The organism is Haloferax sp. Q22 (assembly GCF_001482285.1).
Lineage (GTDB): Archaea > Halobacteriota > Halobacteria > Halobacteriales > Haloferacaceae > Haloferax.
This window is the reverse complement of sequence record NZ_LOEP01000037.1, coordinates 54,711-75,194: the sequence shown is the minus strand read 5'-3', so window position 1 is coordinate 75,194 and position 20,484 is coordinate 54,711. Positions and strand designations below refer to the sequence as shown.

18 protein-coding genes are annotated in these 20,484 nt (G+C 64.3%); 7 read left to right on the top strand and 11 right to left on the bottom strand.

The features are described from left to right. Positions 1–294: 294 nt before the first annotated feature. Positions 295–1,164 carry an SMP-30/gluconolactonase/LRE family protein gene (locus AM590_RS17215; protein ID WP_058828535.1) on the top strand — a complete coding sequence of 290 codons (870 nt, stop codon included), beginning with the start codon at positions 295–297 and terminating at the stop codon, positions 1,162–1,164. Positions 1,165–1,254: 90 nt separating this feature from the next. Here the strand turns inward: AM590_RS17215 and AM590_RS17210 are convergent, their stop codons facing one another. Then, a complete protein-coding gene (locus tag AM590_RS17210) occupies positions 1,255–1,671 on the bottom strand; it encodes a heme-binding protein (protein WP_042664749.1) in 417 nt (138 codons plus the stop codon). Between the two features lie 169 nt (positions 1,672–1,840). After that, entirely contained in the window at positions 1,841–3,457 is a 1,617-nt protein-coding gene (locus tag AM590_RS17205; protein WP_305728229.1) for a glycosyl hydrolase family 28 protein, read from the bottom strand. 56 nt (positions 3,458–3,513) lie between these two features. Between AM590_RS17205 and AM590_RS17200 the strand changes: the two genes are divergently transcribed. Both AM590_RS17200 and AM590_RS17195 read left to right on the top strand, forming a co-directional pair. Beyond that, positions 3,514–4,941, top strand: a complete 1,428-nt coding sequence (locus tag AM590_RS17200) for a sulfatase (RefSeq protein ID WP_082677759.1) — start codon at positions 3,514–3,516, stop codon at positions 4,939–4,941. A gap of 108 nt (positions 4,942–5,049) precedes the next feature. Continuing rightward, positions 5,050–6,180 carry an enolase C-terminal domain-like protein gene (locus tag AM590_RS17195; RefSeq protein ID WP_058828533.1) on the top strand — a complete coding sequence of 377 codons (1,131 nt, stop codon included), beginning with the start codon at positions 5,050–5,052 and terminating at the stop codon, positions 6,178–6,180. Between the two features lie 152 nt (positions 6,181–6,332). Here AM590_RS17195 and AM590_RS17190 read toward each other — a convergent pair whose 3' ends face one another. The 7 genes from AM590_RS17190 to AM590_RS17160 all read right to left on the bottom strand — a co-directional run bounded on the left by AM590_RS17190 (position 6,333) and on the right by AM590_RS17160 (position 13,165). Continuing rightward, complete coding sequence (locus AM590_RS17190) at positions 6,333–6,551, bottom strand: hypothetical protein (RefSeq protein ID WP_058567742.1); 219 nt, start codon at positions 6,549–6,551, stop codon at positions 6,333–6,335. 132 nt (positions 6,552–6,683) lie between these two features. Beyond that, positions 6,684–7,745: an ABC transporter ATP-binding protein gene (locus AM590_RS17185; RefSeq protein WP_058828532.1), complete on the bottom strand. Its 1,062-nt coding sequence runs from the start codon at positions 7,743–7,745 to the stop codon at positions 6,684–6,686. Next, on the bottom strand, positions 7,742–8,812 hold the full coding sequence (locus AM590_RS17180; protein ID WP_058828531.1) for an ABC transporter ATP-binding protein: 1,071 nt from the start codon (positions 8,810–8,812) through the stop codon (positions 7,742–7,744). The genes AM590_RS17185 and AM590_RS17180 overlap by 4 nt, the downstream gene beginning before the upstream one ends. A 45-nt stretch (positions 8,813–8,857) precedes the next feature. Then, a complete protein-coding gene (locus AM590_RS17175; protein ID WP_058828530.1) occupies positions 8,858–9,883 on the bottom strand; it encodes an ABC transporter permease in 1,026 nt (341 codons plus the stop codon). Between the two features lie 2 nt (positions 9,884–9,885). Further along, on the bottom strand, positions 9,886–10,890 hold the full coding sequence (locus AM590_RS17170) for an ABC transporter permease (RefSeq protein WP_233194390.1): 1,005 nt from the start codon (positions 10,888–10,890) through the stop codon (positions 9,886–9,888). A gap of 73 nt (positions 10,891–10,963) precedes the next feature. Beyond that, positions 10,964–12,820, bottom strand: a complete 1,857-nt coding sequence (locus tag AM590_RS17165; protein WP_058828529.1) for an ABC transporter substrate-binding protein — start codon at positions 12,818–12,820, stop codon at positions 10,964–10,966. A gap of 123 nt (positions 12,821–12,943) precedes the next feature. Continuing rightward, on the bottom strand, positions 12,944–13,165 hold the full coding sequence (locus tag AM590_RS17160) for a hypothetical protein (protein WP_058828528.1): 222 nt from the start codon (positions 13,163–13,165) through the stop codon (positions 12,944–12,946). 188 nt (positions 13,166–13,353) lie between these two features. Between AM590_RS17160 and AM590_RS17155 the strand changes: the two genes are divergently transcribed. Beyond that, positions 13,354–13,815: a universal stress protein gene (locus AM590_RS17155; protein WP_058828527.1), complete on the top strand. Its 462-nt coding sequence runs from the start codon at positions 13,354–13,356 to the stop codon at positions 13,813–13,815. A 131-nt stretch (positions 13,816–13,946) separates the two neighbouring features. Here AM590_RS17155 and AM590_RS17150 read toward each other — a convergent pair whose 3' ends face one another. After that, positions 13,947–15,605, bottom strand: coding sequence for a right-handed parallel beta-helix repeat-containing protein (locus AM590_RS17150; RefSeq protein WP_058828526.1), 1,659 nt, complete (start codon positions 15,603–15,605; stop codon positions 13,947–13,949). A 140-nt stretch (positions 15,606–15,745) separates the two neighbouring features. Then, complete coding sequence (locus AM590_RS17145; RefSeq protein WP_058828525.1) at positions 15,746–16,585, bottom strand: NAD(P)-dependent oxidoreductase; 840 nt, start codon at positions 16,583–16,585, stop codon at positions 15,746–15,748. A gap of 226 nt (positions 16,586–16,811) precedes the next feature. Between AM590_RS17145 and AM590_RS17140 the strand changes: the two genes are divergently transcribed. From AM590_RS17140 to AM590_RS17130, 3 genes are all read left to right on the top strand, one after another. Next, a complete protein-coding gene (locus tag AM590_RS17140) occupies positions 16,812–17,750 on the top strand; it encodes a dihydrodipicolinate synthase family protein (protein WP_082677758.1) in 939 nt (312 codons plus the stop codon). A gap of 644 nt (positions 17,751–18,394) precedes the next feature. After that, entirely contained in the window at positions 18,395–19,432 is a 1,038-nt protein-coding gene (locus AM590_RS17135; protein WP_058828524.1) for an SGNH/GDSL hydrolase family protein, read from the top strand. 98 nt (positions 19,433–19,530) lie between these two features. After that, entirely contained in the window at positions 19,531–20,439 is a 909-nt protein-coding gene (locus tag AM590_RS17130; RefSeq protein WP_058828523.1) for an AEC family transporter, read from the top strand. Positions 20,440–20,484 lie beyond the last annotated feature (45 nt).

Genomic DNA, 20,484 nt, shown 5'->3' with positions numbered 1-20,484 from the left:
TTGTGGTATATATCCGGACAAAATTTTCTAACATATATTCAAATAAGAAGAACAACATATCTAATTTCGAATATTACATATAAAACATAAAGATTCTTATGCTAAATCGAAGGTTCTGTTCTGTGCAGGGTTCGGCATCCGGACAGTGCTGCGTCGCTTCCGTTGGACGACAGTCTGCCCTCTACTTGTTTCTAATATTGGAATTGGAATTGACAAAACGGAACCCATGACCGAGCGACCGACTTCGAGCCCGTCGGACGACGTTTAAGTCCCCGTGGAAAGAACGACCACTCGATGGCATGGGAGTTCGAACGAGTCGCGGGTCCGTTCCGGGCGACCGAAGGGCCAATTTGGACCGGCGACGCGGTTCGATTCACGGAAATAAAGGAGCATCAAGTCCTCGAATACGACCTCGAGACGGGGGAGACAGGCGTCTACATAGACTCGACCGCCGGCGCGGTCGGCCTCCACGAGGGCCTCGGCGGGGAGTTGTACGCCTGCGAGGCCGAGGGCCACCGCATCGCCGCGCTGGCCCCGGGCGAACCCGCGGCGGTCGTCGTCGACGAGTTCGAGGGCACGCCGCTCAACGGGCCGAACGACCTCGAAATCGACCGCGACGGCGACGTCTGGTTCACCGACCCCGACGACAAGGACCGGGGGTTGCTCGGCCACACCTCCGTCTTCCGCGCCGAGCGGGTGGATGCGGACGCGGGCGACGACTGGCGACTCGTCCACCTCACCGACGAGATGGACCGCCCGAACGGCATCCTCCTCTCGCCGGACGAGACGCGACTGTACGTCGCAGAATGTACCTACGGCCCGGACCAAGAGACCGACCTGCGAGCCTACCCGATTCGGGACGACGGGTCGCTCGGCCCCCGCGAGATACTGCACGACTTCGGCGACCACCGCGGCATCGACGGCATGACGCTCACGCAGTCGGGCGAGATCGTCGCCTGCGCCGGCTGGGAAAAAAGCGGTCCGGGGCCGTCGATTTACGTCTTCTCCCCGTCGGGCGAGGTGCTCGAACGTCACCCGTTCCCCGAGAACCGCCCGACGAACTGCACGCTCGGCGGGCCGGACGGCTCGACGCTCTACGTCGCGGACATGACGGGGTGCCTCTACGCGGCCGAGACCGACCGCTCGGCGTACGTTCGATTCTGACCGAAAAGGGACCGCGAGGACAGATACGCTGGATTGGGTGTCGCCGGAACCGAAACTGAAACCGGACTCGGCGACTCCGACGCGGGCGTCTCAGCGGAGCGGTTCGAACGCTTCGAGTCCCGCTTGGGACGCTTCCATGTCTTCGGACACCGCACCGCCGCTCGCGCCGACCGCGCCGACGACGACGCCGTCGTGTTCGACCGGGAACCCGCCGCCGAAGACGACGACACGACCGTTGTCGGTCGTGTGGAGACCATACACGTCGCCGCCGGGTTCGGCTCCTTCCTTCAGTTCGTGGGTGGGTTTCTTCACCGCGGCGGCGGTGTAGGCCTTGTTCTGTGCGATGTTGCTCGCAACGAGCTTCGCGCCGTCCATCCGGCGGAAGCCGAGAAGGTTGCCCTCGCTGTTCGTCACCGCGAGGTTCAGCGGCACGCCGAGTTCCTCGGCTTTCTCCTCCATCGCGTCGAGAATCGTCTTGGCTTCGGCTAGCGTCAGCTCTTGTACCATCGATTCGACCGTCGGCGGCTCGGAGCAAAAACCCACCGTTCACGGGGAGAAACGCCGCTGGAACGGCCACAGACGGCGATACGGCTATCCGAACCGAATCGAACGTCGCGGGCTCGACTGCGTGTTTTCGCGTTCGTCCGTCGTGGTCGCGTCGGCTTGAACGTACGGGTTATCGCGGGAGGGCGTTCCCCGACCGCTCGAACGACTCCACGTCGCCGGCGTCGGCGGCGTCGATGAGGTCGTTGTTCACGAACAGTCGCTCGCTGTCCGTGTTCGACAGCGAGAGGAACGTCCCCGTCCCCTCGGTCGCCCGCGAGTTCCGAACCGTGATGTCCGTCGTGTCGGCGAGCGAAATCGCCGCCGCGTCGTCGTCGCGGTGGGCCTGTCGACCGACGAACCCGTCGACGAGCAGGCCGTCCACGTCCTCGCAGGCCAGTCCGCTCCGGTAGTAGTCGGGGAGGTCGCCGTCTTCGTCCCACTCGACGGTCACGTCGCGCATCGTCACGTCGCGGGCGTTCTCGACGTGGACGCCGGCGATGTCGTTGGCGAAGATGGGCGTGACGACCGAACTCGGCTGGAGGTCGAAGTTACCGCCCACCTCGTCGGCGTGTTCGCTTCCGGTGAGTTCGATTCGGACGTTGTCGAACTCGATTGTCTCGATGTCGGAGTCCTCGGAGCCGTAGACGAGCGCGCCGTTCTCGCTGCGTGCGACGATGTTCGAGAAGCGCACGTTCCGAATCCCGCCGAGGTCGGTGTCGTCGTCCCGCGGGACCGACGTGACGTAGATGGGCTCGCCTTTGCCCCACCACGGGCCGGGGAGCATGTTGGAATTGACGACGATGTCGGTGAAGAGCACGTTCTCGACGACGCCCGAATCGCGGTGCTGGATGCCGAGGCCGCGGTTCGACTCCTGCACGACGATGTTCTGGAACAGGCAGTCGCGAATCGTGTCGTCGGTGCCCGAGCCGAACTTGATGGCGCAGGCGCTCGACCGGAGCGTGCAGTTCGTCACGACGATGCCCTCGCAGGTCACCGGCTCGTCGGGTCGCGCGCCGAAGGTGATGCTGTCGTCACACGACTGGATGGTGCAGTCGGAGATGTGGACGTTCTTCGTGTCGCCGAGCGCGATGCCGTCGCAGTTCGGGATGAGCAGGTGGTTGAGGATGTCGACGCCGCGGATGTCGACCTCTTCGGTCCCGTGGAACGACAGCGTCCACGCGGGCATGTCGCGGATGGTCACGTCGCGGATGCGGACGTTCGTACAGTTGTTGAACCGGAACATCGGGCCGGGGCGGAAGTCGGGTTTCGCGACCGGCCAGCCGTCTGTTCCCTTCGTCCGCGAGAGGTAGGCGTCGCCCTGCCGCGCCTCGTGGGGGCCGTTCGAGATGAGCGGGTGCGACGCGCTCTCGTTGGAGTGGCCCTGAATGGGCGTGTCCATCCGCATGAACTCGGTCCCGAGGCCGTCGAACTCGCCCTCGCCGGCGATGGTGACGTTCTCCACGTCCTCGGCGAGGAAGAAGATGCGCTCGTTGTCGGGGCCGATGAACTTGTCCGTGTACTCGGACTCGTCTTTCGCGGGGCTGACGACCGCGCCAGCTTCCAGATAGAGCGTCACGTTACTTCGGAGATGGACGGTTCCGACGGTGTACGTCCCGCTGGGGACGGTGACGGTTCCGCCGCCGGACTCCGAGCAGTCGTCGATGGCCGTCTGGAACGCCTCGGTCTGGAGGTCGTCGGTCTCGTCGGCGTAGGCTGTCACGTCGAAGGCACTCGCTGCGGGTGGCATGTACGCGTACCCTCGCGGTGGCCTATCTTTATACTACTGGTGGTCGGAGTTCGGCCGTGAATGATGCTCGCCCAAACGTCCTGTTCGTGATGACTGACCAGCAACGGTCGGACACGATTCAGGCGCTCGGAAACAGTCGAATCCACACCCCGAACATCGACCGACTCGTCGACCGCGGCGTCTCCTTCACCAACGCCTACTCGCCGGACCCGATCTGCATCCCGGCGCGACACACGATTCGGACCGGCTGTGAGGCCATCACGACGGGATATCTCGGGAACGAAAAGCGCGACGCACGTCACCTCGAAGAGCGGTGCGGCCCCTTCCTCGCCCGAAGCATGCGCGAGCGGGGCTACCGAACCTTCCTCGTCGGGAAGTACCACGCCCACCCGCGCGACATCGACCTCGGCTACGACCACCACCTGAGTTTCGAGGCGTTCCGCGAGGAGACCGGCCACGAGGTCAAGACGACCGCTCGACAGGGGGCGATGGTCCACCTCCCCCAACAGAACCGGCTCCCACCGGACGACAACTACGAGGCGTGGATGACCGACCGCGCGGTCGATCTCATCGGTCGCGACACCGACGAGCCGTTTTTCGGCCTCGTCTCGTACGAACCGCCGCACCCGCCGTTCGCGCCGTCGCCCCCCTTCGACCGGATGTACGACCCCGAACGGCTCGGCAACCCGGTGAAAGGCGACATCGACACTGACCACATGGACGAGAAGATACCCGCCCAGAACCACCACTTCTGGACGACCCGCGAGGGCGGCATCGACGACACCACCGTCCGGGTCATCAAGGCGTACTACTACGGCATGATTTCGGAGGTCGACCGCCGAATCGGTCGCCTGCTCGACGCGGTCGAAGCCCGCGACGACGCGGACAACACGCTCATCTGTTTCTTCTCGGACCACGGCGAACTCCTCGGCGACCACCGCGGCTGGGAGAAGTCGTCGTTCTTCGAGTCGTCGTGTCGCGTCCCGTTCCTCGTGAGTTGGCCCGCGGAACTACCGGCCGGCGAGCGCCGCGACGACCTCGTGGCGCTGACCGACCTGTTCGGCATCGCGACGACCGCCGCGGGCGACCAGGAACTCCGCGACGGCGTCGACGTGCTCGGGACGATTCGGGGCGACGCGGAGCCGAGGGAGCGACTGTTCGGCTACCACCGGACGCCGAGGCTCCCGCCGAACTTCACCGGGATGGTCCGCGAGGGCCGCTGGAAGTACGTGTTCATGCGCAACGGCGGCTGCGAACAGCTGTTCGACCTCGCGGCCGACCCGAACGAACTCGACGAGTGCGCCGCCGATAACCCCGAGGTCGTCGCCGAACTCCGCGACGCGCTGGCGGCAAAGCTGACCGACGCGGGGGCGGACGAGTTCGTCGAGAACGGGACGCTCCGGCGTGCCCCGTACCAGGAAATCGACATGGGTCGGCTCGTCCGCGAGCCGTACCCCGAGGAGCCGGCCGACGTGCTGGACTGACGGACCGGCGTCGCCGGGTTCTCTCCCACGCTCTCCCCGTCGCCCGGCCCCCGAAATCGCCGGTCCCGCCGTACTTTTATGAGCGTTCCGCGTAACCGACTACCACGAATGGAGATCAGCGACATCCGTACCATCCGGTTCAGCTGTGAATCCCACATCGACCCCGACGAGAAGGGCCACGGCCATCCCGGCGAGCCGAGGGAGTCGACGCGGACCATCACACACGTCGTCGTCGACGGCGGCCCCGACGGCTACTGCCGCGGCGGCCACGAGGCGGCCAACGAGTTCGCCAAGAAGCACCTCGTCGGCGAGAATCCGATGTACCGCGAGAAGCTCTGGCAACTGCTCTGCCGGGCCGAGCGACTGAACAAGGGGACGCTCACCGACAAGCGCGTCGCGCCCATCGACTGCGCGCTCTGGGACATCGCCGGCAAAGACGCCGGCCTCCCGGTCTACCAACTCATCGGCGCGGCGCGGGACTCGGTCCCGGCCTACGGCAGTACGATGGTCGGCGACGACGACCCCGACGGACTCGGCTCCCCGGAGGCGTACGCCGACTTCGCCGAGGAACTCGTCGAGGAGGGGTATCAGGCCGTCAAGCTCCACACGTGGATGCCGCCGTTCGGCGACGACCCCGAACAGGACATCGCCGCCTGCCGGGCGGTCCGCGAGCGCGTCGGCGACGACATCGACCTCATGCTCGACGCCCACCACTTCTACAGCCGAAGCGAGGCCAAGAAAATCGGGAAGGCGCTCGAAGACCTCGATTTCCGCTGGATCGAGGAGCCGATGGACGAACACTCGATGTCCTCCTACGAGTGGCTCTCGAACGAACTCGATATCGCCGTCGTCGGCCCCGAGACCGCCGAGGGTCGGATGCACACCCGCGCCGAGTGGATAAAGCGGGACATCGCCGACATCATCCGCGTCGGCGTCTACGACGTGGGCGGCATCACGCCCGCGCTGAAGGCGGTCGGCCTCTGTGAGTCGTTCAACATCGAGTGCGAGATTCACGGCCGCGACGCGCCCAATCTCCAACTGCTCGGGACGATGGCGTTCCCCGGCCGGTACTACGAGCGCGGCCTCCTGCACCCGAAACACGACTACGAGACGTACTTCCCCGGCCTCGAACATCCGCCGGACGAAATCGACGAGAACGGCGTGGTCAAACTGCCGCAGACGCCCGGCCTCGGCTACGCGTTCGACTGGGACTACATCGACGCCAACCGCGTCGAGTAACCGCGCGAGAACGCGCGGCGAAACGAGTACGGAACAACCGACGAGGGCCGCTACGAAACAGAATCGACGGCAGTCGCTCGCGGAACGCTGCACGCTGTTTTTCGGGTCGGTGATTCAGTTCGACGTTCGGTGCTGGTGACGGACCTCCGCGGTCAATTGTACGAGCCCCAGAGTCGGAGCAACAGGAAGCCGCCGATGCCGACGCCGACGAGCGAGATGCCCCAGACGCCGAACATCCCCGCGAGCGTCCCGTCGAGGACGAACCGCGCGAGGAGAACCATGAAGACGCCGGAGAGCACGGTTATGATGAAGTTCCGGTTCGACGACGCGACCTTCCGGAGCGAAGGCACGCGCGATGCGTTGACTGACATACGTACTCACACGGTAGCTCTCCGCACACAAATAGATACTGTTCGTGTGGGCGTCGTTCGACCGGCTCGAACGGCTCTGCGGGGCGAAAACGGAGCGTTGAAAACCGGGTCGCGGCGTCCGCGAACGGTGAGTCAGTCGTCGACGATGCTCGGACTGTCCCAGTACTCGTGGGTGTCGTCGGCGCGGAAGCACCGCGCGGCGTGGCCGTTCTCGTCTTCGAACGCGCCCGGGTCGTTCGTCTCACAGACCTCGCGCGCCTTCGGACAGCGCGGGTGGAAGTGACAGCCGCTGGGCCTGTTCGTCGGGTCGGGGATGTCGATTTTCCGAATCGGGAGGTCGTCGTCCTCGTCGCCCTCGTAGAGGTTCGGCGTCGCCCACTTTAGCGCCTGCGTGTAGGGGTGCTGTGGGTCGCCGATGACCTGCTCTATCGGTCCGACTTCGACGATGCGGCCGAGGTACATGACGGCGATGCGGCCGCCGGACTTCTCGGCGATGTACCGGGCGTTCGAGAGGTCGTGGCTGATGAAGACGTAGGAGGTGTTGAACAGGTCCTGCAGTTCGAGCATCAGGTCCATCATCTCCACCCGGAGGCTCACGTCGAGGGCGCTGATGGCCTCGTCGGCGAGGATGACGTCCGGGTTCAACAACAGCGACCGAACGAGTACGACGCGCTGTTTCTCGCCGCCCGAAAGTTGGTGGGGGAACCGCTCGACGAAGTCCTCGGCGGGCGTGAGCCCGACACGTTCGAGGAGCGCGTAGATGCGCTTTCGGCGCTCTTCCTCGCCGAGGCTCGGGTTCCACTTCTTCAGCGGGAGCATCAGCGAGGTGAGGATGCGCTGGTTCGGGTTCAGCGCGCTGCCGGGGTCCTGGTGGATTATCTGGAGCGACCGCCGAATCTCCGAGAACGGAATGTCCGGATTGCGGTTGTTTTTCGCCTCCCAGATGTCCTGTCCGCGGAAGGTGACCGAGCCGTGGGTCGGCTCTTGTGCGCCGATGATGGTCTTTCCGAGCGTCGACTTGCCGCAGCCGGACTCGCCGATGAGCGTGACCACGTCGTTCTCGCCGATGTCGAGCGAGATGCCGTCGACGGCGCGGACCGTCTGCCGCTCGCCGAACAGGCCGAGGAAGCCGCTGCTGTCGGTGAAGTGCACCGACACGTCGTCCACCGAGAGGATGGAGTTATCGACGCTCATTCGCCTTCACCGCCCTCTTCGGCCGCTTCCATCGCGGGAATCGGAATCTCGTCGGCCACGTCGTCGTGGTAGAAACACGCGGTTCGGTGGCCGTTGCCGCGGTCCGCCATCGGCGGTTCCGCCTCCGCGCAGGACTCGTCGGCCATCGGGCACCGCGGCCGGTACGAACAGCCGGGGATGTTGGTCACCGGGTCGGGCTTCGAGCCCGAAATCGACTGCATCTCCTCGATGGGCGCGTTCAGGTCCGGCGTCGCGTTGAGGAGCGACCGCGTGTACGGGTGCGCCGCGTCGTAGAGAAGCTCCTCGGTCGAGCCGACCTCGACGATGTCGAACGCGTACATCACGACGAGCCGGTCGGCGAGCTTGGTGAGAAGCGGCAGGTCGTGCGTGATGAAGATAATCGTCAGGTCGTACTCCTCTTTGAGGTCCTTGAGCAGCGACACGATAGAGCGCTGCATCAGGAGGTCGAGCGCGGCGGTCGGCTCGTCCATCACGAGCACCTCCGGTTCGAGGATGAGCGCGAGCGCGACGAGCGCGCGCTGTTTCATCCCGCCCGAGAGCTCGTAGGGGTACGAGTCGAGGACGCGGTCGGGGTCTAAGTAGAGGTCACCCAGAATCTGGTGGGCGCGCTCGAGCCCCGCTTCCACGTCGCGGTTGTGGTCTTCGAGGGTCTCCTTGAAGTGGCCGCGGACCTTCTTGACGGGGTTGAACGAGCTCATCGCGCCCTGGAACACCATGGCGACTTCGCCCCAGCGGAACTTCCGAAGCTCCTCTTCGTCGAGGTCGAGCACGGAAATCGGCTCGCCGCCACCGGGCGGGTAGTACGTGACCTCGCCGGAGGTCTCGCCCGGGCTGACGACCGCGTTCATCAACGCAGAGGACGTCATCGACTTCCCGCTGCCGCTTTCGCCGACCATACCGAGCGTCTCGTTGCGGTAGATGTCGAAGTCGACGTTGCGGACGACTCTCGATTCGCCTCGGTTGGTCCCGAAGGTAACCTCCAGGTCGCGGACTTCGAACACGACGTCTTGATCCGGGTCCGAGTCGTTCTGATTCGACGTTCGCATTGTTTGGTTGGTAGTCATCGTCTGGTAATAGGTGTTGGCACGGGGTCAGTCCCCGCCGGTCGCCTGCGATTGGTTGTTCTTCGAGGTGCCTTTCTTCTTCGAGGTTTTCGCGTGGCGTGCCCGGAGGCGGACGTTGAACAGGCTGTCGAGCCCCTGCGACAGGAGGACGAGCCCGAACGACAGCAGGAAGATACAGACCATGGGCGCGACCATCCACGGGAGCATGTCCGGTCGGGTGAGCGCGTTGCCCTCGTACGCGAGGTTCATCATCACGCCCCAGTTGAACGTGGTGAACGGCAGGATGCCGAGGAAGTACAGCCCCACTGATTCGAAGATGATGCGCCGGGAGGTGAGCGCCCCGTTAATCATCACGTACGGCATGAGCTGCGAGAGGATGTCCCGCCGGAGAATCGACGACAGCGGGATGCCCATGATTTCGGACGCCTCGACGTAGGACTCCTCGCGGATGCTCAGCACCTGCGAGCGGACGGTCCGCGCCAGTCCCGGCCAGTTGTCGATACCGAGGAACACACCGACGATGTAGGGGTTCTCGGGCTGGAAGATGGCCGTGATGACGATGATGAGCGGCAGGCCCGGAATCGTGATGACAACGTCGGTGATGGTCATCAGGAACGAGTCGATGCGCGTGCCGTGTTCGAAGCCGGCGACGACGCCCACGAGGGCGGCGAAACCGACGCTCACGACCGCGCCCGCGAAGATCATCTTGAACATGCCCGGCGTCGCGTGGATGAGCTGGGCGTGAATCGGCTGGCCGAACACGTCGGTGCCGAGCGGGTACGCGAGCGATTCGAACGGCGCGGCGAGAACGGGAGCGTCACCGCTCGTCGGCCGCTCGACGAGCCAGACGCCGACGGTTCCCATGAGGAGGAAGAACGCGAGAATCGCGCCGCCGACGAGCGCGCGCCAGTCGTCGACCGCGATGCGCGCGGGAGCGACGACGTTCATCTCGAGGAATCGCTTTGCGCGGTCGGCCCGCGATTCCGGGTCCGGGTCGATGTCTTCGTCGTAGAGATCCTTCAGGTCGAACGAGTCGGAATGTGCTTCGCTCATAGTTACTCCTCACCCACCGAGATGCGCGGGTCGATGAGCGTGTACGTGAGGTCGGCGATGAAGATGGCGGTCAGCGAAATCGCCGTGAACACGATGAGCGTGCCCATCAACAGCGGGTAGTCTTGCGTCTTGACCGCCTCGAACATCAGGAGGCCCATGCCCGGGTACGCGAAGACCTCTTCGACGATGACGGCGCTGCTGAAGACGCCGGCGATGCCGATCATGAACTGCGTGTACATCGGGAGGATGGAGTTGTGCCCGAGGTACTGCGTGGCGATGCGGGTCTCGCGGAGCCCGCGGAGCTGTGCCACGCGGATGTAGTCCTCACCGAGGACGCGAATCGCGTTGCCGCGCATGGCGAGCGCCCCGGAGGTCGCGAGCGCGCCCATCGAAATCGCCGGGAGCGCCGCGTGCTTCACGAGGCTGAGCATGAACTCGGGGTTGTACCCCGCCGCGATTCCCGAGCCGATGCGGCCGCCCGTCGGGAAGTAGTTGTTCTGGATGGCGAGGAAGTAGATGAGCACGACGCCGACGATGTAGTACGGAATCGAGTTGAGTCCGATGATGAGAGATGACACCGTGGAGTCGAACCGCGACTTCTCGCGGTAGGCCGTCATCACGCCGAGGAAGATACTCAGCGAGTAGCCCAGCGCGAGTGCGTAGACGCTGATGAACATCGACCACGGGATGCGCTGCATGATGAGCGTCGTGACCTTCTCGTTTTTGAAGAACGAAGTGCCCAGGTCCTGCCGGAGAATCACGTCAGACGCGTAGTTGAAATACTGTACGTGCATCGGCTGGTCCGGATTCACGTTCGTGTAGAGCTGTATCATCCTGTTCAGTCGATCGATGTCGACGCTCCCGCCGCTCTGCGAGAGAATCACGCTCCGCATCGCCTCCGTCGGACCACCCGGCATGGCTTGGTACAGCAGAAACGAGACCGTCATCGTGACGAGAAACGTCAGTATCGCTTGCCCGAGACGTTTCAACAAATACTTTGGTGTCATTATTAATAGTTTGGCTTCTAGCGTGAGAGGGCTTAATTGTGGTGGTTAAGCCCGTTGGGGGTGCCGTCTCACGTTACTCCGAGTTCGAGCTAATCCATCCGTTCTTGAACGAGAACTCGCCCGGTCGGTTCGTGTTGAGTTCGTAGTCGTCGCCCGTCGGCATGGAGAAGTCCTGCGTGTCGCCCCAGTAGCCGGAGTCTTCCTCGACGAAGACGAAGTCGGGAAGCGCGTAGTTGAACCACTGGACGAGGTCGCGGGTCCGCTCTTTGACCTGCTCTGCGGACTCGGAGTTCGGCAGGTCGTTCATCAGCTGTGCGGGCTGAATCTCCTTGCCGCTGCCCGAAATCTCGGTCGCGCCGACCTCGCTCGGGATGGTCGTCGTAAAGGGCTTGCCCGTCGGGCCGGTCTCGTTCCCGCTGGAGGGGTCGCCGACCTCGATGCCGTAGAAGTTGTTCGAGAAGTACGCCGTCGGGTGCCACAGCGCCTTCGCGACGTGCCATATCCAGAAGATGTCCGCCTCGTACGTTTGGAGGCGCTGGTAGTAGTCGGTCGAGCTGACCGTGCTAATCTTCGTCTGGATGCCGAACGCGTTGAGCTGGTCGTTGAAGACCTTCGTGGCCTGCACCTGGGTGTTGTTGTTCTGCGTGAGGACGGTGAACGTGAAGGACTCGCCGTCGGGGTCGACCCACGTGCCGTTCTCCTTGGTGTAGCCGGCGTCTTCGAGCAGTTGCGTCGCGGTTTCGAGGTCCTTGCCGACCGGGTAGTCGATGAGCTGGTCGACGAAGTCGGAGCCGAGGTACTCCTCGTGAATCGTCGAGCGCAGGGCCGTCTGGTTCTCGGCGGGCGCGCCGACGGTTCCGGCCTGTCGCATCGCAGCGACCATCGACTCGAAGTCCACCGCGTTGACGATGGCGCGTCGGACGGGGAGCCTCGCGATGTGCTCGTTCTTGAAGTTGAACGTGAACTTCTGGGTACGGAACCAGTTGAGCCGGTAGACGTTCTCGATGTTGTCCGGGTACCGGGACTGCTGGGACTCCGACATGAGCACGTCGGGGTTCATGTCGAGTTGGTCGTTCACCGACAGCGACTCCACGTCGGAGGTCGTTTCGGGGATGATGCGGACGTTCGGAATGTCCGTGCGGCTCGCGTACGGGTGGTCTTCGAACTTCTCGAGGATGGTCTCCGAGGAGTTGAAGCCGGTGACGCGGTACAGCGCGTTGCCGAGCCCCTCGTCGATGAGCTGTTGGGTGGTGATGCTCATGTCGAGGAGGTCGCTCGTCACGCTCTCGCGCTCGCTGTCACTCGATGCTTCCTCGTAGCGCGTGAGGTATTCGCGGTAGACCGACCGCGGGGTGTTGACGAACGTCTCGGCGACGTTCGCCTTCATGAGGTTGGGCGAGACGGCCGTCTTGAACGTCCGCTCGATGGTGTAGTCGTCCACGAGCGTGTTGCTCTCGATGGGCGACTGTTCAGGCGACTGCAGGCGGTCGATTTCGAGGCCGATGTAGTAGTCTTCGGCCGTCAGGTCGTCGCCGTTCCACCACTTGAACCCCTCGGGGAACGTCAGCGTGAGCGTCCGCCCGTCGACGCTCATGTCTTCGAGCAGGTCGGGTCGGACCGTCCCGTCGGCGTAGCCGCGCGCGACTTCCTCGAACAGTTGGTCCTGCAGGGTGTGCGCGTAGTTGCCGAGGCTGTAGCGGTTGAACTGCACGTCCGTCGCGGGTCGGCCCGCGGGGTAGTCGAGAGTGTCGTCGGCGATGGTCGCGCCGCCCTCAGTGCTCGTACCGCTGTCCGTGCCGTCTTCGGTGCTGCCGTCTTCGGTCGTCTGCCCCGAGCTATCGAAACAGCCAGCCAGTCCCGCTGTGCCAGCGACCGCCCCGTATTTGATAAGGTCTCGTCTCTTCCAGTTGGTTGAACGTTTTCCAGCCATGCGGTATCATCTATCATGATACTCCCGGTTAATATAGATACTGGATTTGTCCATACTGGCCGTGCCAGAGAAAATCACTATCCTCGTTGTAATTCCTGACTGTCAGGGTTTGATGAACATCTCTCACGCGCTTCTGGCCGTCCACAAGAGCAGGCCGAGCATCGCGACCGCCAACCCGCCGAACGTCGTCAGTTGGAGGTAGACGAGCGCGTGGGTCGTCGTCCCCGGTTCGATAGACGGAAGCGAGATGAGTAACAGGACGATAGAGGCCAGCGAGATGACGAGGACGAACTTCATCCGGGTCTCGTAGTCGCGGAGCACGTCGGCGAGACTCGTTTCGGGCATGCCTACGTAGAGTACCGCGGTGTATTTCAGTATACTGCCCCGCCGGGCAACTGCTCCACCAGGCGACGAGTCGAGCGTCGCACGCGGGGGAGAAGGTGCACGGGCCGGTGGCTCGTACTCCCGCCAACCCCGCCCGCGCCGTCTGTTCCTGCGGTAGACTTAGATAAGACGAGACGAAATGCAGGTGCATGGACAGAGGATTAGTACTCATCGAGAACACTGACTCGCACGCGGACCTCCTCCGGGAGGCCAGAGAACACGCGCTCGGCGCGGACGCCGACCTCGTCCTCCTCGTCACGCTCACCGAAGACGAGTTCGAGGAGACCCAGGAAGTCCTCGACACCATCGGCGACGTCGAGCACACGTCGTACACGGAACAGGACGCGTTCAAGGGTGCGATGAACGACGCCGAGGAAGTCGCCCGAGCGGTCTTCGGGACCGACGACGAGGTGTCCTACGAAATCGTCCCGCGAATCGCGAGTGAGAAAGAGCGCGCCGAGACGGTCATCGAAGTCGCAGAAGAGGAGGGCGCGGACCACGTGTTCATCCTCGGCCGGAACCGCTCGCCGACCGGGAAGGCGCTGTTCGGCGACCTCGCGCAGTTCGTGATTCTCAACTTCGACGGCTACGTGACGCTTCACACCGAGTGAGTGTCGTCGAGACGGCCTGAACCGTCACCTCGTTTTTTCGGACTTATCGACCCGCGCAGTCGTTCGTCATCAGCCGTCGGCAGTCGCCCACATCGGCCGTCGGCCCGCAGCCGCCGAGTGCGACGGCCGCTTCAGCGCGTCTTGTCCACGACGTAGTCGAGCGTCACATCGACGTTGGGGTCAGTGCGCCACTCGAAGACGAGGTCCCAACTCCCGGCGGAGCCGTTCCACTCCACGTAGCTCTCCCACGCGTACGTCTCCGACGACCCCGTCGTCGCGGGCTTCGCGCGGACCGACAGTGCCGACGCCTCGAAGTCCTCCGGTTCGTCGACGCTCCCCGGGATGGTCACGTCGGGGAACTCGCTGACGCCCTCGACGCGGGCCGCGGGCGATTCGCCGGCCGACAGCGTCACCTCGCCGTCGGCGAAGCCGCCGCCGACGTTGTCCCGCACGACCGTCGTGTTCGAGAAAATCCCGATGTTCCGGGTTGTCCCGCCGCCTCGCACGTCGTTGTTGACGATGCGGTTATGGTTGCACGCCGGCCCGGTTTCGAGGATTCCCCACGTCTGTTTTGGCTCGTCGCGGTCGTCGTAGACGCGGAGGTTGCTAACCGAGATACCTTCCGCGGGAAGCTGTTCGCCGTCGTTCCGCGAGTCGATGCGGACGCCGTCGCCGTTCGTGTTCTTGACGACGCCGCCCTGCACGGTGAAGTCCCGGCAGTTCTGGATGAGAATGCCCTGGTCCTCCGCGCCCTCGATGTTGACGTGGCCGATGGTGATGTCGTAACACTCGGAGACGCCGAAGACGCCCCGGTTGCCACCGCGGCTGACGACCTCGCCGACCGTCACGTCGTGTGCACCGTTGGCGACGCGGAACGTCGCGTAGCCCGCGGGACCGCCCGGTTCGAGGCCGACGACGCTGTTCACCGTCGCGTCGACGGTGTCGTTGAGGAGGACGACGCAGCTTGCGGGGTCGTTGCCGACGACCTGCTCGATTTGGATGCGATCGACCCCGTAGGTCTCGACGCCGTGGTGGCCGTTCCCCTCGACGTATATCTGCCCCATCTGGATGTCGGTCGACCGGGGCGCGTCGCCCCGGCCGTCGATGCGGATGCCGTCGCTCGTCACGCCCGTGATGCGGATGTCGCCGAGACGGACGTTCGAACAGCTGGTAAGTCGGATACCCATCGCCGCCGGTCCCTCGACGACGAGCGATTCCACTTCGATGTGTTCCGCGCCGACGGCCCGAACGACCGGTGGCACCGACTCCCCGTCGGGAATCGAGAGCGTGGTTGGCGCGTCGAGGGTCGTGTAACTCGGGAGTTCAAGGCTGCCGTCCCCGCCCGTAATCTCGCCGGGCGAGGCGATGAGAACTTTCTCGTTCCACGTCCGCCCCTCGGTGAGGCTGTCGACGGCCGCCTGCGCGACTGGAACGACGCTGTCGCCCGACGCGACTTCGCCGTCCGCGCCGTCCGCGTGGAACGTTCCGTCGTCGTCCTTCCAGACGATAACGTTGGCGTCGCGCGCCGAGGTGTAGATGTGGTCCACGTCGAGCGACGCGAGGTTATACAGACTGTTGCCGTTCGCGTCGACGTCGCGATTCCACGGCTTTCCGTCGTTTCCGGGACCGTCCCCGCGGTTCTCTTCGCCGTCGCCGTCGCGTTCCTCATCGGACTGGGCGGCCGCGGTGCCGGACAGCGCCGCGACGCCGGTGCCGCCGAGGAGCGCGAGCGCAGTTCGTCTGGTGAGCGAGGCTCCGTTCGAATCGCTAGCTGTGGGTGTGTCTTTCATACCCACGAATCCGTTTTTAACAAACGTACATAAATTTAATTGCAGAATCAGATTCGCTTGCGTCAGCGACGACGCGTCGACGGAAGAATCGAAAACGGAACAGACGGGACAGACAGCGGGACGTGGCTCGGACTTCGGGACTACTTCGGCGGGCTGTCCCACTCCTCGCCGTCGTCCTGCGGGTGGTAGCCGATCTGCGAGCGGGCGTGTTCGAGGTCGTACCACCGGCGCTGGTTGTCGCTCACGCCGCTGAAGATGCCGAACTCGACGTCGTCGTCCTGCAGACAGCAGTCGATTTCGTGGGCAAAGTCGCGGCGGGACTGCCACATCGCCTTCATGCGCCCGACGGTCTCTTCATACTCGGCGCTCCCGCGCTCGAACTCGCCGTTCTCGACGGCCTGCTCGGCGTCGCCGTAGGGGTGGTCGTACTCCGGCATCCGGACGCTGCACACCCGGAGGGCGTAGAACTGCTTGGGGTATTCGTAGTTCTCGACGTAGTACCGGCCCATGTCCTCGCCGTAGGCCTTCGACGCGCCGTAGAACGAGTCGGGGCGGACGGGGTCGTCGTGGCCGATGACGAGTCCGTGTCCCGGTTCGTAAATCTCGGGGGAGAACTCGTCCTCGTAGCCGCCCATGACGTGGTTGGTCGAGAGGAAGACGAACGATTCGATCTCGTTCTCGCGGGCGACTTCGAGGGCGTTGTACATCCCGATGATGTTGGGCTCGAAGATGTCCTCCCACGTGCCGTCGGTGTAGGGGTACGCCGCCATGTGAATCATGGCGTCCTGTCCCTCCGCGGCGTCGTTGAGTGCGTCGTAGTCGGACACGTCACCGACGACGGTGTCGTAGCCGCCGTAGGGGTGGTCGTCGGGGCGGTCGGAGCGGTTGAAGTACGTGAAGTCGTAGGCGTCGTCGTCGTGCAGGTGGTCTATGACTGCGGTGCCGCACCGGCCATAGACGCCGGTCATCAAGACGTCCATACGAATCCACTCTGACCAAATCGTAATAAATTGATGGGTGACCGCGAAATCCGACTTCGCGCCGAGTCCCCGCCCGCGGTGAACCCCCTCCGTGTCGTCCCCGTCGTCCGGTCGCGAAGCCTGACTACTGTGTCCCAATGACGTAACTCACGGGCGATCTCGCCCGCGAACACCGGATTCGGGACTGACGATGGCTTTATCAGGGTTGACCAAGATTGACTCTACCATGCCACTCGCAGACGACCGTGTACGTAGTCGTCTCCGTGGCGTCGCCGTCGGCTTGCTTACGCCGTTCGACGACGACCTGGAGATAGAACACGACAAACTCGAAGCCAACGCGAAGTCGCTTTCCGGCGACGGTATCTCGTCGTTCCTCGCGGCCGCGAACATCAGCGAATATCACTCGCTGTCCCAACAGGAGCGCGTCGACGTGACGGAGACGAGCGTCGAAGCACTCCCCGACAGCGCCTGCGTCCTCGCCGGCGTCGGCGGGTCGACGAAGGCTGCGACCGACCTGATGGAAGCTTACGACCGCATCGGCGTGGACGCGATGATGGTCATGCCGCCGGACCACACCTACGTCCACGAGCGCGGACTACTCCGCTACTACGAGAAACTCGACGCCGCGACCGACACGCCGCTCGTTCCCTACGTCCGCGGCTTCGACCCCTCGGTCTCTTTCCTCCGCGACCTCTCGCGCATCGAGGGCGTCGTCGGCGTCAAGTACGCCATCGAGGACCCGGTCAAACTCGGCTCCGCCGTCGCCGCCGCGGACGACGACGTGGTCTGGGTGGACGGCCTCGCGGAGCCCTTCGCCGTCTCGTTCTGGAACGAGGGTATCGAGGGATTCTCCGCGGGCGTCAGTAACTTCCGCCCGGAAATCGGTCTCGCGCTGTTCGAGGCGCTCTCCGAGGAGAACTGGGCGCTCGCCCGCGAGATTCGCGACCTGACGCTTCCGTTCCAAGACCTCCGCGGCGAGACGGGCCAGGACAACGACCTCCCCGGCGCGATAAGCGTCCCGGTGGTGAAGAAGGGGCTCGAACTGGCCGGCCTGCACGGGGGGAACGTCCGCGAGCCGATCCGCCCGCTGTCGGCCGGCGACGAGCGCCGCGCCGAGGAACTGTACGAGGAACTCGACGACGGCATCGCCCGCGTCATCGACTGAACCGACGACTGCGACCGGAGCACGAACCGACGGCTCCGACCGCACCGACACCGACTGACCACGCTCACCACACCTGTCTGACGCCGCTCGACGACATCCGTCGGAAGCGTCCCACCCATTCTTCGCCGCCTCGCGGTTCCCTCACTCCGCTGTTGAGACATTTCCACGTCTCACTGATCCGTTCGTGTCTCACCGGACTACCGACCCACAACAATCGCGATACACCCTCACTTCCGGCAGTTGAGCGACTATATCCCCGAGATTGACCGCACGAGATCGGCGTCACACTCCATTTTGTTCGCCGGTGGGGAACGAACATTCGGCGAATTGTGCCCAATCCTTCACTCTGGATGGGTTTCACGTTCCCCGGTGGCGAACTCGGGTGTTTGAGGCTCTAAGTGGGCTTATGATGGTGTTTAGGTGGTTTGAGGTATTGGTCGGCTGTGCGTCCCACACGGTGAATGCGCGAATTCGGCGCTATAGCCGCCGATACATTACAAACATATGCCTGTAATTTTCCCGCCTCGGGAACCGACGATGCCAATTCGGCGTCAGTCCCCGTCCAGTTTCGTCGCGCCCATCGCCGCGCGTCGGTCGCCGGAGGTAGCGATAAGTAGGTGTGGCGTGTGCGAGACTCACACGGTATGCAGCACGACGATATCCAGCACGACGACATTCAGTTCCACAACGTCAGGGCGCTCCAACGGGTTCGACCCCGTGAGGGTCTTCGATTGCTCCGCGTTCCGGAGGCGGTCAGGAGCGGCCTGAACACCGGCGCGCAGACGCGGATGTCCCACCCGGCGGGGACCGAGATTCGGTTCGTCCCGGAGGCGGAGACGGTCCGCATCACGCTCTCTTCCGAGGAGCGCGACAGCCTCGTTCGTCCGTTCTGGGGGGATTTTCAGGCGACAGGTGAGGAGTTCACGCTCGGGCCGGAACCGAAGACGGTCGAACTGTCTCCCCCGGAGTCGCTTTCCGACCTCGACCCCGACGCCACCGGCGAGATGCGCTACGCGCCCGAGGTGTGCCGACTCATCTTCCCCGGCGACCACCGCGGCGGCCACATCTACTACCACGACGTCGAGGGCGCGCGGCGGCCGCCGACTGCCGACGAAGTTCCCAGTCTCCGATACCTCGCGTACGGCACGTCGATTACGGAGGGCGAGGACCCGTCGGCGGAGATGCTCACGTACGTCAACCAGACGGCCCGGCGGCTCGGCGCGGACCCGATAAACCTCGGCTCCTGCGGGACCGCCTATTGTGACCCCGCGATGGCCGAGCACATCGCCGCCCGCGACGACTGGGACGTGGCGACGCTCTCGCTTTCAGTGAATATGGTCGGTCGGTTCTCGCCCGACGAGTTCCGCGAACGGGCCGCGGACATGGTCGAGACCGTCGCCGCGGCGAACCCGACGAAACCCGTCGCCTGCATCACGCTGTTCCCGCACGTGCGCGAGTACAAGCGCGATCACGAGGAAGCGACGCTCTCCGAGACGTTCCGCGAGCACCTCCGCGACGTGGTCGCCGAGTGCGGCTACGACAACGTCCATCTCGTCGAGGGGCCCGACCTCTTGCCGACCGCCAGCGGGATGACGACCGACCTCGTTCACCCCGGCGACGACGCGATGATTCGCATCGGCGAGCGCCTCGCGCGCGAGCTCGAATCTCTCATGGACGATTAACCGGGATATGCGCGACTCAGGTGCTCTCGTGGTCGAATTACCCGAACGGAATCTCCGCGAGCGTAACACGGAAGGACCCCCCTGTTCGATGGAAGGGTATGACCGTCGCCGCAAATCTGGGCTACATGCTCGGGGTGCTCTGCCTCGGGGCGCTAGCGAAGCGTCTCGGTCTCCTCGACAGTAGCCGTCGCGACAAACTCACGTTCTTCGCGTTCGCCTTCGCGCTCCCCGCGCTCGTGTTCACCTCGACGTACGACCAACCGATTCGCGAGGTCATCGAGCCGACGCTCCTTCTGGGCTTCTGGCTCGTCCTCTTTACGATGCTCGCCGTCGGGTGGGTCGTCCACCGCCGGGTGTCGCCGGACTCGGTTCGCAGCGTCGCCATCGTCCAGTCGTACTACTCTAATCTCGGCTTCCTCGGCCTCCCGCTCGTCAGTTCGACGTTCGGGTCGCTGGCGTCGGCGAAAGCGGCCGTCATCCTCGGCGTCGGCGCGCTCACGCACGTCCCGCTGACCATCACCGTCCTTGTCCTCGTCAACGGCGCTGACGTATCGTTCAGAGAGGAGTTTGTCGGCGTGCTCAAGACGCCGGTCATCCCCGCACTCGTGCTGGGCCTCTCCTTTTCCGGGCTCGGCCTCGGCGTCCCCGGTGTCCTCCTGACGGGCCTCGACGCGCTCGCCTCGCTCGCCCTCCCCGTGGCACTGCTCTCCATCGGCGCGTCGCTCACTATCTCCACTGAGTCGTTCGACTTCCGCACCGTCGGGGCCGTCGTCGGCAGCAAGGTCGTTCTGATGCCGCTCCTCGCTTTCGCCGTGTTCTCGACGTTCGCATCGAGTTGGACGACGGTCCAGGCCGGCGTGACGATGCTCGCGACGCCGACCGCCGTCTCGTCGTTCGTCTACGCGAACGAACTCGGTGGCGACGCCGACCTCGCGTCGATGAACGTGTTCGCCACGACAGCCGTCTCGGTCGCGACGCTCTTCGTCGTCCTTCAGTTCCTGCTCTGAGGCGGTCGCGCCTCGTCGGTATCCTTCTGAACGCTCCAAATTCGC

Coding starts and splice junctions, on each gene's coding strand:
- AM590_RS17215 (WP_058828535.1), top strand. CDS start 295: ATGGCATGGGAGTTCGAACGAGTCGCGGGTCCGTTCCGGGCGACCGAA.
- AM590_RS17210 (WP_042664749.1), bottom strand. CDS start 1,671: ATGGTACAAGAGCTGACGCTAGCCGAAGCCAAGACGATTCTCGACGCG.
- AM590_RS17205 (WP_305728229.1), bottom strand. CDS start 3,457: ATGCCACCCGCAGCGAGTGCCTTCGACGTGACAGCCTACGCCGACGAG.
- AM590_RS17195 (WP_058828533.1), top strand. CDS start 5,050: ATGGAGATCAGCGACATCCGTACCATCCGGTTCAGCTGTGAATCCCAC.
- AM590_RS17190 (WP_058567742.1), bottom strand. CDS start 6,551: ATGTCAGTCAACGCATCGCGCGTGCCTTCGCTCCGGAAGGTCGCGTCG.
- AM590_RS17185 (WP_058828532.1), bottom strand. CDS start 7,745: ATGAGCGTCGATAACTCCATCCTCTCGGTGGACGACGTGTCGGTGCAC.
- AM590_RS17180 (WP_058828531.1), bottom strand. CDS start 8,812: ATGCGAACGTCGAATCAGAACGACTCGGACCCGGATCAAGACGTCGTG.
- AM590_RS17175 (WP_058828530.1), bottom strand. CDS start 9,883: ATGAGCGAAGCACATTCCGACTCGTTCGACCTGAAGGATCTCTACGAC.
- AM590_RS17170 (WP_233194390.1), bottom strand. CDS start 10,890: ATGACACCAAAGTATTTGTTGAAACGTCTCGGGCAAGCGATACTGACG.
- AM590_RS17165 (WP_058828529.1), bottom strand. CDS start 12,820: ATGGCTGGAAAACGTTCAACCAACTGGAAGAGACGAGACCTTATCAAA.
- AM590_RS17160 (WP_058828528.1), bottom strand. CDS start 13,165: ATGCCCGAAACGAGTCTCGCCGACGTGCTCCGCGACTACGAGACCCGG.
- AM590_RS17155 (WP_058828527.1), top strand. CDS start 13,354: ATGGACAGAGGATTAGTACTCATCGAGAACACTGACTCGCACGCGGAC.
- AM590_RS17150 (WP_058828526.1), bottom strand. CDS start 15,605: ATGAAAGACACACCCACAGCTAGCGATTCGAACGGAGCCTCGCTCACC.
- AM590_RS17145 (WP_058828525.1), bottom strand. CDS start 16,585: ATGGACGTCTTGATGACCGGCGTCTATGGCCGGTGCGGCACCGCAGTC.
- AM590_RS17140 (WP_082677758.1), top strand. CDS start 16,812: ATGCCACTCGCAGACGACCGTGTACGTAGTCGTCTCCGTGGCGTCGCC.
- AM590_RS17135 (WP_058828524.1), top strand. CDS start 18,395: ATGCAGCACGACGATATCCAGCACGACGACATTCAGTTCCACAACGTC.
- AM590_RS17130 (WP_058828523.1), top strand. CDS start 19,531: ATGACCGTCGCCGCAAATCTGGGCTACATGCTCGGGGTGCTCTGCCTC.